The organism is Candidatus Clavichlamydia salmonicola, from assembly GCF_015356765.1.
Taxonomy (GTDB): Bacteria; Chlamydiota; Chlamydiia; order Chlamydiales; family Chlamydiaceae; genus Clavichlamydia; species Clavichlamydia salmonicola.
The window spans coordinates 1-14,119 of sequence record NZ_WTCQ01000009.1; the positions used below are offsets into that span (position 1 = coordinate 1).

Below are 14,119 nucleotides of genomic sequence, written 5' to 3' on the forward strand. Positions count from 1 at the left end.
ATTATGCAGATGTCCAGTATGTTATACTTGACTCAAGCAGGGCTCTTATTATGTCTTAAAGCATATGGTCCTTCTAAAAAGGAGAAAATATTTCTTAAATTAGAACGACGTCATGGTGTTAGAGCGGTTATTAAAAAATTAGATCAACATTATTTATGTATGGGAGAAGAGGTCAAGGTAATGATCGATGAAGCAGAAGATGAGGATGATATATGGGTAGAAGCTCATTTAGGAGGTGAACCTGTTGCTATGAATGAATGGAAGCATGATGATGAGAAAGCAAAGAAAAGATTCTCTTTAGGGAAACAATATCCTATTAAAGATGTTTATCATCCGAGGAAAGGACCTTTGGCTAATAAAATGCTACAAGAAGAAAGAGATAAGTTTCGTTGCCCATTTGCACAAATGAGTTATCTAAATAATCTACAGACAGATAAGAACATGTATCCACCAACTGTGGATGCTTTTTTTGATGAAGGGCCATGTAAAACTCTATCAGAAGAAGAAGTTCAAATAAAAATAGTAAAAATGTCAATGGCAGCCGCTAGGAATTTACAAAGCATTCCTATTCCTTTTATTGTCTTTAGACAAAGGTGTACAGAGTTTACTGATATGAAACAACAACTAGAAAATGATTTAAAAGGTCTGTGTGCAAGTCTGAAAGAACGAATGATTAAAGCTTTTTTAGGTAGAAGAGGCTTATTAAGATCTCGGGTTATAGAAAGAGCTCCTTGTAAGGCATTAAAGTGCAAGGAAATATAAAGGTCTTTAAAGTTTTTCAAAGGGTAATAATTTCAAATTACCATTTTCTTCATCAGAAGCTGTCTGTAATATAAAAAAAATCATGAGCTGCTGCTCTGCTAGTATTATGTGTCTTTTCTTATACAACATTTTCAAATCATGCATTTATCAAGTATCTTATACTTGATGTAAGCAACTCTCCTATTATGTCTTCAGGCTTCTTTTTGTTATAAGAGACAATATTTCTCAAATTAGAACAACGTCATGGTATTAGAAGGATCATTAAAAGATTAGACCTACCTTAGGTAATGTGTAGATATGAAAAAATGGAATTAGTTCCATGTAGGTTCTAGTCGTGTTTTGAGCAATAATTCTTCAGAAGCTTAGATATTTTTTTTATTCAAACTATTATTAATAAATAACTTACATTTTATCATTTATTGAATAAAAATTAAAAATAATACAGAATCATGCGTTTGAAGTATTATAATTTATTTTTATGATTAGTAACAATTTTAAATTACCATTTTGTTTTAAATTACCATCTTCTCCATCAGAAGCCCTACGTAATATAAAAAATAATTTATTATTCCTAAAAGGGATCTCTGAGATTATTTTATCAGAAGCGTTGAGTTATCTGACTTCTATAGACGCTGCTTCCTGTTTTTATAGAGCGTCTTTCATATCACCTTATAAGGCAAGTAAAGAGGACTTATTAATAATTCCTTATATTCAAAGAGATAACCAAACATTCTTAATAAGTACCCCTATAGAATTTTGTGGAGGCTCCAATAGCCTCATGAAGGAAGCAAAGGTGGGAGCTATGATACTAGGAGTAGGATCTGCACTGCTAATTATAGTCGGGGTGGTCCAAGTGTTCTTTAAAGGAAGAGAAATTTACAAACTATCTTGTAAAAAATTATTGTTGAAACAAAATTTCTTATTAAATAAAGGGTTAGAAACACCTCTACAAAAAGAAGAAAAGTATCTTGATATAATCAAGTTGTTTGCATCTAGTATAGGATTCAGTGGAGGATTGACTTTAGCGATCTCTGGATTGGGACCAGGATTATGTAACTTATCTCACCAGGCATTTTCAAAGTATCACTGTGTAAGTTTGAGTCAAATTATGCAGATGTCCAGTATGTTATACTTGACTCAAGCAGGGCTCTTATTATGTCTTAAAGCATATGGTCCTTCTAAAAAGGAGACAATATTTCTCAAATTAGAACAACGTCATGGTGTTAGAGGGATTATTAAAAAATCAGATCAACATTACTTATGTATGGAAGAAGAGGTCAAGATAATCATCGATGAAGCAGAAGATGAGGATGATATATGGGTAGAAGCTTCTTCAGAGGTTGAATGTGTCACTATGGATGAATGGAAGTTTGATGATGAGGAAGAAGAGGAAGTATTTTATTTAGCAAAAGAAGTTTCTATTAAAGATTTTTATAATCCAAAGAGAGGACCTTTGGCTAATAAAATGCTACAAGAAGAAAGAGATAAGCTTCGTCGCCCATCTGCACAAATGAGTCATCTAAATAATCTAGAGACAGATAAGAACATGTATCCATTAATTGTTGATGCTTTTTTTGATGAAGGGCCATATAAAACTCCATCAGAAGAAGAAGTTCAAATGAAAATAGTAAAAATTTCAATGTCAGAAGCTAGGAATTTACAAAGCATTCCTATTCCTTTTATGGTCTTTGGACAAAGGTGTACAGAGTTTACTGATATGAAACAACAACTAGAAAATGATTTAAAAGGTCTGTGTGCAAGTCTGAAAGAACGAATGATTAAAGCTTTTTTAGGTAGAAGAGGCTTATTAAGATCTCGGGTTATAGAAAGAGCTCCTTGTAAGGCATTAAAGTCCAAGGCAGTATAAAGGTCTTTAAAATTTTTAAAATAGTAATAATTTCAAATTACCATTTTCTTCATCAGAAGCTGTCTGTAATATAAAAAAAATCATGAGCTGCTGCTCTGCTAGTATTATGTGTCTTTTCTCATACAACATTTTCAAATCATGCATTTATCAAGTATCTTATACTTGATGTAAGCAGCTTTCCTATTATGTCTTCAGGCTTCTTTTTGTTATAAGAGATAATATTTCTCAAATTAGAACAACGCCATGGTATTAGAGGGATCATTAGAAGATCAGACTTACCTAAATTAGTTAGGCTAGGCATGGAAAAGGTTCAGATAAGAACCCATGAAGAATAAGATTGGATGTTTGGTAATGAAACTTCTATTGAAAAAAAATCTACAAAAGATGATATAAAGCGCTTATGTATAATGATTAAAATTTTTATGATAAGTAATCGTGTTAAATTACCATTTTGTTTTAAACAACCATCTTCTTTGTCAGAAGCGTGCTACAACATAAAAAACAATTTATGTTCTATGGCAGGACTTCCTAAGCTTATTCTTTCAGGCGTTTTGAGTTATGTGGTTTATCTCGATGCGAGTTATTGTTTTTATTCAGAATATCTTATGGATCCCCAAAGAGTTGAAGAATGTGATTCAGTTACAATTTGTTGTATTCAAAAAAATAATCAAACATTTTTAGTAGATACCCTGGAAACATTTTTTGACAGGAGCAGTTATTTTACACAAATAGAGCCTGTAATAATAGGAGCAGGCTCTGCAATGCTAATGGTAGTTGGAATTAGCCAATTTTTCTTACAAAGAAAAAAGGTTGATCAGCTATTTGGTAGAAAAAGGTTATTAGATCAAAATTTTTTATTAAATAAAGTTTTAGAAAAAGCTTTCAAGAGAGAAGATTATTGTCTTGATTGGGTCAAATTAGTTGAAGCTGTTGTAGAATTAAGCGCAGGTTTGACTTTAGGAATTTCTGCATGGACGCCATTATTATGTACTTATGCTCATAAAAAATTTTCCAAAATGCATTGTGTAAATTTTAGTGAAATCATGTATTTATCAAGTATTTTATACTTAACACAGGCAGGATTCTTATTATTCCTTAAGGCTTATGGTCCTTCTAAAAAAGAGAAAATATTGCAAAAATTAGAACAACGTTATGGTGCTATAGGCATTATTAGAAAAACAGATCTGCCTTACTTAGATATGCCAGGGGTTAAGGCAATCATCAATGAAGAACAAGATAATGATGATGAATGGGAAGAAGTTTCTTTAGAAGATGAATATGCAAATACAAAAGAATGGAATATTGATGTGGACCAACCAGAAGAAGTATCTGATTTAGCAGAAGACAATTTTTTACAAATAGATTTTGTAAATAATCAACACTTAGACAAGCGAAAGTATCCATTAGCTACAGATGCTTTTTTTGATGAAGGCCCCTTTATGTTCAAAAAAGAAAACAATCAGTTAGAAAGAGTAAACATATCAACATCAATAGCAACTAAACTGCAACGCATGCATATTCCTTGTGTTGTCTTGGGAGAAGATGTTATAGAATTTTCAGGGATAAGAAAATTATTAGAAAATGATTTCAAAGGGTTATGCATAAGCATAGAAGAAAAAATTATTAAAATAGTCTCTAAAAACAGCTTTAAAGCGAAAAGAAATTTGTAGTAATTGGATTAGGTTGTCTGAATCTTTTTTGTCAGTGAGTGCAAGCTTAACTGTATTAGGAGGAAGTATAGGATTCATATTATGTACACAGCTAGTATTTTTTCAAAACATCATTGTATAAGTTTTAGTACAGTCATGTATGCCTCAAGTATTTTATTTTTGATGCAATCTGTTCTCTCATTTTGTCTTAAGGCGTATGGTCCTTCTAAAAAGGAGCAAATATTTCTCAAATTAGAATAACGTTATCGTGGTAGAGGTATTGTGAAAAAATCAAGACCTACATTACTCAGATATGAAAGAGGTTAGGATAATGATGTAGGGAAGAAGTAGCTTCGGGATATGAACCTTTGAATGTAAAGGGAGTGAATATTGATGATGAGCAAGCAGAAAAAATTTTATTTAACCGAAGAATCACTTATTAAAGAATTAAAATTAGAAGAAATACAAATATTTTTAATATTAAATTTTATTTTATTCATTATTATATGGAAATATTTGTTGGTTTTTTAATTAATTGAATAGAATCTATAAATCAATATTCTAATATATTTAGGTCTTTAAAGTTTTCGTGATAAGTAATAATTTTAAATTACCATTTCGTTTTAAACTACCATCTTCTCCATCAGAAGCTTTTTCTAATATAAAAAATAATTTATGTTCTATGGCAGGAGTTCCTAAGATTATTTTTTCGGGAATTTTGAGTTGTGTTGCTTATCTAGACGCGAGTAATTATTTTTATTCAGAATATCTGATAAAACTCAAACGCTATCCAGCATCTTACTTAAAAAAAATCTGTTATATTCAAAAAAATAACCAAACATTTTTAATAGATATACCAGAGGCGTTTCTCAATAATGATAATTATCTAGGAAAAATAAAGACTATCTCAATAGCAGCGGGAGCTGGAATATTACTATTCATTGGAGTTGTCCAGGTTTGTGTACAAGGAAGAAAGATCTATAAGCTATCTTCTAGAAAATTATTATTACAACAAAATTTTTTATTAAATACAGATTTAGAAAAAACTTTAAAACGAGAAGATGATTGTCTTAATTGGGTCAAATTAGCTGAAGCTCTTGTAGCATTAAGTGCAGGTTTAACTTTAGGGATTTCTGCATGGCTACCCACATATTGTATCCAGATTGAAGCAAAATTTTCAAGATATCATTGTGTAAATTTTAGTAAAGTCATGTATGTTTCAAGTATTTTATTTTTTACAGAAGCAGGTCTCTTATTGTTTCTTAAGGCATATGGTCCTTCTAAAAAAGAGCAAATATTCCTCAAATTAGAACAATGTTATGGTGTTAGAGGGATTATAAGAAGATCAGATCTATCTTACATAGGCGTGAAGGATGTTAAGATAATAATTAATGAAGAAGAAGATGCAGAAACAAAAGCTTCTTTAAAAGATATAAATGAATGGAACTTGGATGATGAGGGATTAGAAGAAGTATTTTATTTAGCTAAACAGGAATCTATGAAAGATTTTTATAATCCTAAGAAAGGACGTTTGGCTAATGAAATGCTGCAAAAAGAAAGAGATAAGCTCTGTAGCTCATCCTTAGAAAAGAGTGTTTTAAGTAATCAACAGTTAGATAAGAAAGAGTATCCATCAGTTGTAGATGATTATTTTGATCATGGGCCATTGAGGTCATTAGAAGAGGAAGATCAAATAAAAATAGTAAACATTTCAATGTCAACAGCACGTAAATTACAACAAATGCATATTCCTTGTATGGTGTTTGGGCAAGGGGATATCGACTGGTCCATTGTGCAACAAGATCTAAAGGATGACATAAGGGGCTTATGTACAAGGACGAGAGAACAAATGGTTAAAGCTTTTTTAGGAAGAAGAGGCTTACTAAGATCTCGGGTTATAGAAAGAACTCCTATTAAAAAATTAAAATTAAAAGAATTATAAATTTTTTTAAAACAAATTTTTTAATTATTGTTATATGAAAATATTTATTGGTTTATTTGATTAATTGAATAAAATTTATAGGGCAATACTCTAGTACATTTAGGTCTTAAAGTTTTTATGATAAGTAATAATTTTAAATAGCCATTTCGTTTTAAACTACCATCTTCTCCCAAAGAAGCCCTTTCTAATATAAAAAATAATTTATGTTCTATGGCAGGGCTACCAGAGATTATTGTTTTGGCAGTGTTAAGTTGTTTAACTTATTTAGATGCGAGTAATTGTTTTTATTCTCAAGGCTTCTTAATAGAAAATCCACATGAACAAAGAGGTTTATTAAGCTCCAGGGTTATAGAAAGAATTCTTCTCTGATAAGTTTTGAAGTAGGTCAGATCCTGGTTTTTAAATCACTTGGGTTAAGATTATCTCTAAGGGTAGTAACTTTAGCATCTGTTTATTCAGGTGTAGACAGATAAAATATCATTAATGATTCATAATTTTTTTTATAATTTACTTCTTGAACTAGTAACAATGTCTATTTGATTGTTGGGAATAGTCTATTGGAATATTTAGCACTGTTAAATAATCTATGAGAGAATAAATTTTTTTTACTATTATTGCTTTGTTAATAATGAAAAATCAAGTAATATTTTTCAGTTAAATATATTTTTAAATAAAAAATCTTTAATAATAGAAAAAAGAAAATAATATGACAGGGATAGGAGGAAGATTTTCTTCAGGAATTCAGTATGTCAATTCACAGTGGTTAGGGTATACAGGCAGGCAATTTCCTGTAAGTATGTCTGCGCTTCAAGCTAATGTATCAAATAATGTTAGGACATGCGCAAAGCTATGTACAGTTTTTCTTGATTCTTCTTTTGGAATGGCATGTGCAATGAGTGTAGTTGGTATAGTAGCTGCATCTGTATGTGCAGGTGAAGATGTATTTGATCTTGTTAGCACCACATTGCTCCCTAGTACTACATTATTAACAACTACTATAGCTTCTTCTACAATAGCTCCTTCAACAGTAGATCCTTCTAATAATTCAACAGTAATAGAATTTTTATGTTTTTTAAAATCACCACCTAGCGCTACGAGTGGTAATAGTTATCCATATTGGACTCCAAATACATACAACATATGTAGTACATCTCCTATTGAGATAGATTGTGAGAGTATTCTAAATAATACTATGTCAAATTTTTCTGTTGTTACGCCTGAATGTGTAAATGTTGGTCAATATCAATTTGAAAGACATGATAATCATTTTTATCCTAATGATGATGAAGAACAGATATATGATGATTATCTCATGGAAGTATATCAGATAAATTATGTTAAAAAGACAGAACTTGTTAAGACAGTAAAGTGTCTAAATGAAACGTTATTTTATGTTGTTAACCACACTGTGAATCAAGCAATATCTCTTAAAGATATGCAATGGGGAGTTTGTAAATCTAAAAATCAAAATAGTTCCATCCATAACACTAGTAATCTTGACTCATTTTGCTTCAATTCTAACCCACATATAAAATATCATTCTTTGGATAAGTACATGTCTCCTGACAAATGTTTAGAGCATGTACCTACTGCAAAGCCCACTTTAATGGATATGTCTACATTAGTAAATTCGATGGTTGATCTGCCTTCTAATGATTGTGAATTATGTCCTGAAATGGGATTAATCTTTGGCGGTGGAAGCGCAATAGTCTTGTTGATTACTTCGATTAAAGTATTGTGGCAGCAATGTAAGGAACGAGGTTTTAAAAATTCTACAGCTGGTTATTCAGGTGGAAGAAAAATAACAATGGCAATCTTAAAGAATGGCCTTTTGTTAGTTGCTTCTGGATTAGGTGTTAAAGTGCTTTTAAGTTTGCTGAATAGTCCTTGCACACCTCTTGAAGAAGAAGTTAAGAAAGAGCTTTTGGTGGCAACAGGTTTGTATGGAGCTACTGCAGTATATAAATTATGTGATGCTTTAATTTCTAAATCAGGAGCGATAAAACCTATGCCTGAAGAAGTAGTTGAGATAGAACTTCAGGTTCTAAAGGAAGATGATAAGGAACCTAGCGCTAATGATAGAGAGACAGGCTTTATGGTTTAGTGATGATGATCAAAAATTATTACTTAAATATAAAGAAGTACAAGTAATGATGAGAGTAGTTAGTTGAGCATTACAGACATCTAGTCTTTGCAATACTATGCAGTTGACTTTTGCTTCTCGAAGCCCAGCTATATAAGAGATCAAGATGAATTCCTTTATTATAATCCAATAGATCTAAATGTGACAGATCAAATTATACTATTAGAGGGTTACTTTGGGCATGCTTAGCTGTAAGTCATTGGTATGCAGTATAAAATTTGAAATGTTGCTATTTTTATATTGAATAATTTAATAAGCTTTTTATGAATATTTTTACATGATGAAAGAAGATGGGTAAAATAGGAGAAGTCGTTTTTTCAAGCGTTGATTACTTGAATAGTAGGCTTTTTGCTTATGTGGGAAGACAGTTGCCTTTAAGTATGGTAGAGTTAAAAAGTAATGTATCCAACAATGTATCAACTTGTGCGAAAATATGTTCTCTTTTTCTGGATTCTTCATTAGGCCTAGCATGTGCTATGGGAGTTGTTGGTGTAACGACAGCATCTGTTTGTGCAGGGGAAGATGTTACAGAAGTTATTATGGAGGAATTAACTCATCATTCGAGTCAGATGGTAGTTTTATGTTTTAAAAAACATATGGGTGGTGAAGGTCATTTTGAGTATTGGAAGCCAGGTGTGTATAATATCTGTAGTACACCTCTTGTTGAAGTAGATTGTGAGAAAATGATTGCTCAAGATAGTGAGCATAAATCTTCGGTAAAACCTGAATGTATGCATGTAGGTCATTACCTATATGAAAGATCACCTTATTACTCTTACCCTAATGATGATAAAGAAGACGTAAGACATAATCATGCTATGCATTTGCATAGTATGCAAGGGTTCTTTATGAAAGCCTTGGTTAAAACAACACAATGTCTCGGAGAAGCAGTGTTTTATGTTGCTAATCAGACTAAAGGAAAAGATATAAGTTTGTATGATCTAAAGCAGGGAGTGTGTAGTTCTACAAAAATAGCTCCTCAGAATAGTCTTGATCCATTTTGTTTTTCTAAGAATTTAAACACTTCTTATTTGCATATGGATCCATATGTATCTGCAGATAATTGTAGTGCACCCTTCTATACTGATTCTACTAGTATAGTTACGGAAGTCAATGTTTGTGATTCATGTAATAATATGAAATTAATATTTGGTGTAGGAAGTGCGTTAACTTTAACAGTTACTTTAATGACTAAAATATTTATGCAAATGAATAAGCCTCAGATAAGTGTCTCTAGAAAAGCTAAAAGATTAGGAACTAACTTTTTTCACAATGGTTTATTATTGGGTGGTTCTGTATTAGGTTCTCAAATTCTTGTACAGTCCCTCTTAGATTCATGCGTTCCAATGGATGATGAAACTAGGCAAAAGGTTATTATGTCAATAGCATTGTATGGTGCTAGCGCATTTTCTAGGTTGTTAGAGAATACTATAACTAGACCATTATCAGTAGAATCTACTCCAGAGGAAAAAGGTAAGGGCGCTCTATCTTTAGCTGTTTGAGCTATAAAATCATTAAATTAAGCAGAAATAGGGAGTACATTTTCTTGAGTGATGGAGTCTTGTAATAATAAGGTTCTTTTATATATAGGAAGAAGGTGTTCTGTTTAGTTAGATAGAGATTAAAAACTAATTTAGCATATTCTTATGGGTTTAGAACAAGATATTGCTGACCCTATTTTTGTAGTTGATAAAGACACAACACAAGATTCTTTAGTAGTTTTCTAAGATAGTCCACCATTTTTAATTATATATTTTTATTGCTAATGACAGATGCCATAAGCTATGTTTTATAGTATATTTAATAAGAAAAGATCAAATAATATTTTTCTTTTAAAATACATTTAATAAAAATAATTATGATTAGTAATAAAAAGGACATAATAAGATGGGAATAGGTAATGGATGTTCTTCAGGACTGGAATCTTTTAATAATAAGGTTCTTGTATATACAGGAAGAAGGTGTCCTTCTAGTTGGGGAGAGGTTAAAACTAATATATCAAAGAATGTTAGAACATGTGCAAAGCTATGTACAGCATTTTTGGATTCCTCTTTAGGAATGGCAGTGGCGATGGGAGTAGTTGGAGTGGCTACGGTATCTGTTTGTATAGGTGAAGATGTAGCAGAACTTGCTGCTACTGCATTACTTCCATTTGTTACCCCCTCCCTTCCCCCCACTGCATTGCCAGTAGATGATCAGAAAATTTTTTTATGCTTTAAAAAAAGCGATCATATAAAAGCCACTGGGGTAAGTACCTTTCAGGCATGGAAGTCTGATGAATATGGAAAATGCTTTAAGGCTAGTACCAAGGATACTGATGATGAAGTCCATTGTGTTAAGAGCAGTAATTATCAAAGTCAATTTTTTCAAATTCCAGTACCACATTGCGTAGGTCTTGTTGCTGATGAAATTGGTTTGCTGAATAAAGATGAGAGGGTTTCATCAGATAGATATTTTGGCTTTGTTTATCTAGATTGGCAAGATGGATTATGGGTACTATCTAAGGCAATAGAGTGTATAATGGAAGACCTATTTAGTATGATGGAACCACAGCAGGCTACAAGGAGTAATCAAGGTAAAAATACACTATGTGACCGTGAGACAAAAATTAGACAGTATACAGATATGTATGGACGTAAGAAAAGTATAGATGTTGGAGCGTACTGTTGGCCAAAAACTTTTAATATGAGTAAGACTTATCCTAAATTTTTTATTCCCATGGATAAATGTATTCCAGCTGCTCCTTTAACTACATTATCTCCATATACTACTCCTTTAACTACATCAGTAACTATGTTGCCTCCGCAGGATAATGCTTGTGATACATGCAGTATCATGACATTAGCTTTTGGTATTGGGAGTGGGATTGTATTGACTGCTACTTTAGCAAAAGTAGTGTATAAACAGTGGAAAAAATCTATTAGAGCAATACCTAAAGGATCATGTAATGGCTTAAAAAAACTTACAGTTTTAACTTTACAGGAAGGCTTATTATTGGGTGCTTCTGGATTAGGTTCTAGTACAATAATGACTTCTATCATGAATTCAGATCCATGTAGCCAATTAAGCGATACAAGGAAGGTGATAATTATTACTTCTACAGCTTTATATGGAACTAGTGTAATTAGTAGATTGTTAGGGACATGTATTACTAGTCCATTAGGCATAGAGAAAAAGGCAGAAGAAGATAATATGGTAGAACTTTCAATGCTGATGAGTTCAACGCCAACAGTTACTGGTCCTGTGAAAAAAAGAGGAAATGAGGAGGAGAGTACACCTATTCCTACTGTTGTAGTTTTGGATAGTCCAAAATGCTCTACATGTTGTTGTAAGAGTTCTTAGTTTTTAATAAAATGTCTTTCATTTTAATGATTTACGTATAAGAAATATTGAATAATAATTAAAGAAAGCAGATGATTTTATGATCATATAAACTATCACCTTTTTATTAGTAATAAATTATGAGCAATTTTCAGCTTGTTGCCTTGTGCAATGCAAATCTTATTTCTCCATATGTTCAGCGACCTGCATATCTTGGCATAATACGTTATCGACATGGCATAAATCAGGCCAGCATAAGCGTGGGCAGCCCTACTGCTACCTGCTGCCTTCAGATGACCTTGAAAGACAAGATCTTACTATGTATTGGTTGTATTTTTTTTGTGTTTCTAATAGTGATTTGTACACATTCTTTCACTTTTTTTTGTGGAGAAGGGAGTAGTGCTACTGATTGTAAAGTGGCTTTATTAAATGGTCGTCAGGGGATATTGTTGTAAGCGTTTTTAATTTTCATGACAAAGAGAAGCATTCAGAAGATTTTTCTGAATGCTTTTTTTAATAAAATGTCTTTTATTTTAATGACTTACGTATAAGAATTTTTTTTGTTAAAAATATTAAATAACAATATTGTGGAGAAGGGAGTGGTGCTACTGATTGTAAAGTGGCTTTATTAGATGGCCTACAAAGGATGTTATTGTAAAGATAAAATATCTTAGAAACTTACTCATTTATTTATTGTGCAATCTAAGGACTTGATGCAGAAATTACATAAGTTTCTCAGAATAAGTTTCAAAAGTATGGTAAGGTTGAAAATTAATGTATACAGATATTTAAAAAAGTATTTTTATGATTGTTTAAAATTTAAAGAAAAAGATCAGTTAATAATATGTCAGGAATCAGTAATAACTTTTCCTTAGGAATTGAATGTTTAAATAAACATATTTTTAATTTTATGGGAAGGCGTTGTCCATCTAGTTTAAGAGAGTTGCAGGATAATGTAGTGAGTAATGTTAGGATATGTTCTAAAATATGTTCGCTTTTCTTAGATTCTTCGTTAGGCTTTTCATTTGCTATGGGAATAGTTGGGGCTACAACAGCATCTGTTTGTGCAGGGGAGGATGTACTTAGTATTATTGCTTCAACAATGGCTTCTAATACTATATTAAAAAGCATAAATTCAAGTGTTAATAATGCTTACATATCAAAATTAGAATTTTTATGTTTTAAAGATACTGCTCATACTTCAAGTATATACAATAATTTTGTTTTTTGGGATGAGCCTAAGCAGAACACCTGCAGTATACCTTTCTTTGAAGTAGATTGTGATTCAGTAATGAATCATACATCCACTAAGTCTTCTGTATTAGAGCCTACATGTATAAATTTTAACCATATTTCATTTGATGGGCAAAAGAATCATCGCTATTCTAGTAGTGATCCAATGCCTCAATATGCTATGGAACTACATCAACTATCTAATGAAACTATGAAAGGGTTAGTGAGCGCAGTAGAATGTTTGCTGGAAGGTGTTTTTTATGTGGCTAATCATACAGTGAATGAAATAGTAAACTTAGCTGATCTACATTTAGGAGTTTGTAAATCTAGTAATTCCAGGAGTTCTTCTAAACAAAATGATTCTATGGATTCATTTTGTTTTAATCCTAGTTTAGCAGCTTCATATTATACTGCAAGGGATGAAGGATCTGCTGACAGATGTAATGGACCTGATCCTACTCAACCCTCACCTTATTCTACTTTTATAACTTCTAGGAATTCTAGCGTATCTGTTCTATGTAATGCATGTAATTACATGGAAATGGCATTTGGAGCAGGAAGTGCAGTGACTTTAGTTGTAGTTAGTTTAAAAACATTATATATGCAAAGTAAAGAAGGTGTTTTTAAAAATAATAGAAGCGCTCTTTCAGGATTGAAGAAAGCAACTCTTATTGTATTCGAAAATGGTTTATTCTTGCTGGCTTCTGGTCTAGGTTCCAGCGTCTTTATAAGTTCTTTATCTCATCCTTGTGCTCCTTTAGAGGAAGGCAATCAACGATTAGTTATTTCTTCGACTGTTCTATATTGGGCTAGTGCAGGATCTCACATGTTAAGTGCTTTGATTTGCAAGTCAGATAAGAAAGAAGTGTTATCAGAAGCAATCCCCATGTTAGAACTTTCTGACCTTCAAGATCCTAAAGAAGATGAGTTAGGAGAAGAAAATATGGCAATGATAAACATGGCCCATTGTTAGTTGCTTCTGGATTAGGTTCTAGCATGTTGATCAATTTACTCAATAGTCCTTCTAATCCATTTGCAGAAGTTAGTAAGAAAATAATTGTTAGTTCTACAGCACTTTATTGGAGTAGTGCTGCTTCTAGATTATTAGGAAATTGTATTACTAGTCCAATAGAGGAAGGCCAAGAAGCCGAAGAAGTTTTAGAGGTAGAATCACCCATGCTTGCAGTTATGGATTCCAAAGC

11 protein-coding genes are annotated in these 14,119 nt (G+C 31.9%); all 11 read left to right on the forward strand.

What is annotated here, in order from left to right; translation table 11 throughout:
• Positions 1–762 (forward strand): hypothetical protein (locus tag CLAVI_RS05070; protein WP_228547650.1); only part of this gene is annotated, 762 nt, incomplete at its 5' end.
• 478 nt (positions 763–1,240) lie between these two features.
• The gene (locus tag CLAVI_RS05075; protein ID WP_194844515.1) at positions 1,241–2,629 is read left to right on the forward strand and encodes a hypothetical protein; all 1,389 of its coding nucleotides are present in this window, start codon (positions 1,241–1,243) and stop codon (positions 2,627–2,629) included.
• Between the two features lie 422 nt (positions 2,630–3,051).
• The gene (locus CLAVI_RS05080; protein ID WP_194844516.1) at positions 3,052–4,299 is read left to right on the forward strand and encodes a hypothetical protein; all 1,248 of its coding nucleotides are present in this window, start codon (positions 3,052–3,054) and stop codon (positions 4,297–4,299) included.
• 568 nt (positions 4,300–4,867) lie between these two features.
• Positions 4,868–6,220: a hypothetical protein gene (locus tag CLAVI_RS05085; RefSeq protein WP_194844517.1), complete on the forward strand. Its 1,353-nt coding sequence runs from the start codon at positions 4,868–4,870 to the stop codon at positions 6,218–6,220.
• Positions 6,221–6,430: 210 nt separating this feature from the next.
• On the forward strand, positions 6,431–6,589 hold the full coding sequence (locus CLAVI_RS05090; RefSeq protein ID WP_194844518.1) for a hypothetical protein: 159 nt from the start codon (positions 6,431–6,433) through the stop codon (positions 6,587–6,589).
• 337 nt (positions 6,590–6,926) lie between these two features.
• The gene (locus tag CLAVI_RS05095; protein ID WP_194844519.1) at positions 6,927–8,324 is read left to right on the forward strand and encodes a hypothetical protein; all 1,398 of its coding nucleotides are present in this window, start codon (positions 6,927–6,929) and stop codon (positions 8,322–8,324) included.
• Between the two features lie 329 nt (positions 8,325–8,653).
• Positions 8,654–9,865, forward strand: coding sequence for a hypothetical protein (locus CLAVI_RS05100; RefSeq protein ID WP_194844520.1), 1,212 nt, complete (start codon positions 8,654–8,656; stop codon positions 9,863–9,865).
• Positions 9,866–10,250: 385 nt separating this feature from the next.
• Positions 10,251–11,705 carry a hypothetical protein gene (locus tag CLAVI_RS05105; RefSeq protein ID WP_194844521.1) on the forward strand — a complete coding sequence of 485 codons (1,455 nt, stop codon included), beginning with the start codon at positions 10,251–10,253 and terminating at the stop codon, positions 11,703–11,705.
• A 119-nt stretch (positions 11,706–11,824) separates the two neighbouring features.
• The gene (locus tag CLAVI_RS05110) at positions 11,825–12,139 is read left to right on the forward strand and encodes a hypothetical protein (RefSeq protein ID WP_194844522.1); all 315 of its coding nucleotides are present in this window, start codon (positions 11,825–11,827) and stop codon (positions 12,137–12,139) included.
• Between the two features lie 389 nt (positions 12,140–12,528).
• A complete protein-coding gene (locus tag CLAVI_RS05115) occupies positions 12,529–13,890 on the forward strand; it encodes a hypothetical protein (protein WP_194844523.1) in 1,362 nt (453 codons plus the stop codon).
• On the forward strand, positions 13,884–14,119 hold a 236-nt coding region (locus tag CLAVI_RS05120; RefSeq protein ID WP_194844524.1), incomplete at its 3' end, for a hypothetical protein. The genes CLAVI_RS05115 and CLAVI_RS05120, both read left to right, overlap by 7 nt.

Excerpts from the sequence above, each read along its gene's own strand:
- CLAVI_RS05115 (WP_194844523.1), top strand. The coding sequence starts at position 12,529 with ATGTCAGGAATCAGTAATAACTTTTCCTTAGGAATTGAATGTTTAAAT.
- CLAVI_RS05080 (WP_194844516.1), top strand. The coding sequence starts at position 3,052 with ATGATAAGTAATCGTGTTAAATTACCATTTTGTTTTAAACAACCATCT.
- CLAVI_RS05095 (WP_194844519.1), top strand. The coding sequence starts at position 6,927 with ATGACAGGGATAGGAGGAAGATTTTCTTCAGGAATTCAGTATGTCAAT.
- CLAVI_RS05075 (WP_194844515.1), top strand. The coding sequence starts at position 1,241 with ATGATTAGTAACAATTTTAAATTACCATTTTGTTTTAAATTACCATCT.
- CLAVI_RS05100 (WP_194844520.1), top strand. The coding sequence starts at position 8,654 with ATGGGTAAAATAGGAGAAGTCGTTTTTTCAAGCGTTGATTACTTGAAT.
- CLAVI_RS05090 (WP_194844518.1), top strand. The coding sequence starts at position 6,431 with ATGGCAGGGCTACCAGAGATTATTGTTTTGGCAGTGTTAAGTTGTTTA.
- CLAVI_RS05110 (WP_194844522.1), top strand. The coding sequence starts at position 11,825 with ATGAGCAATTTTCAGCTTGTTGCCTTGTGCAATGCAAATCTTATTTCT.
- CLAVI_RS05105 (WP_194844521.1), top strand. The coding sequence starts at position 10,251 with ATGGGAATAGGTAATGGATGTTCTTCAGGACTGGAATCTTTTAATAAT.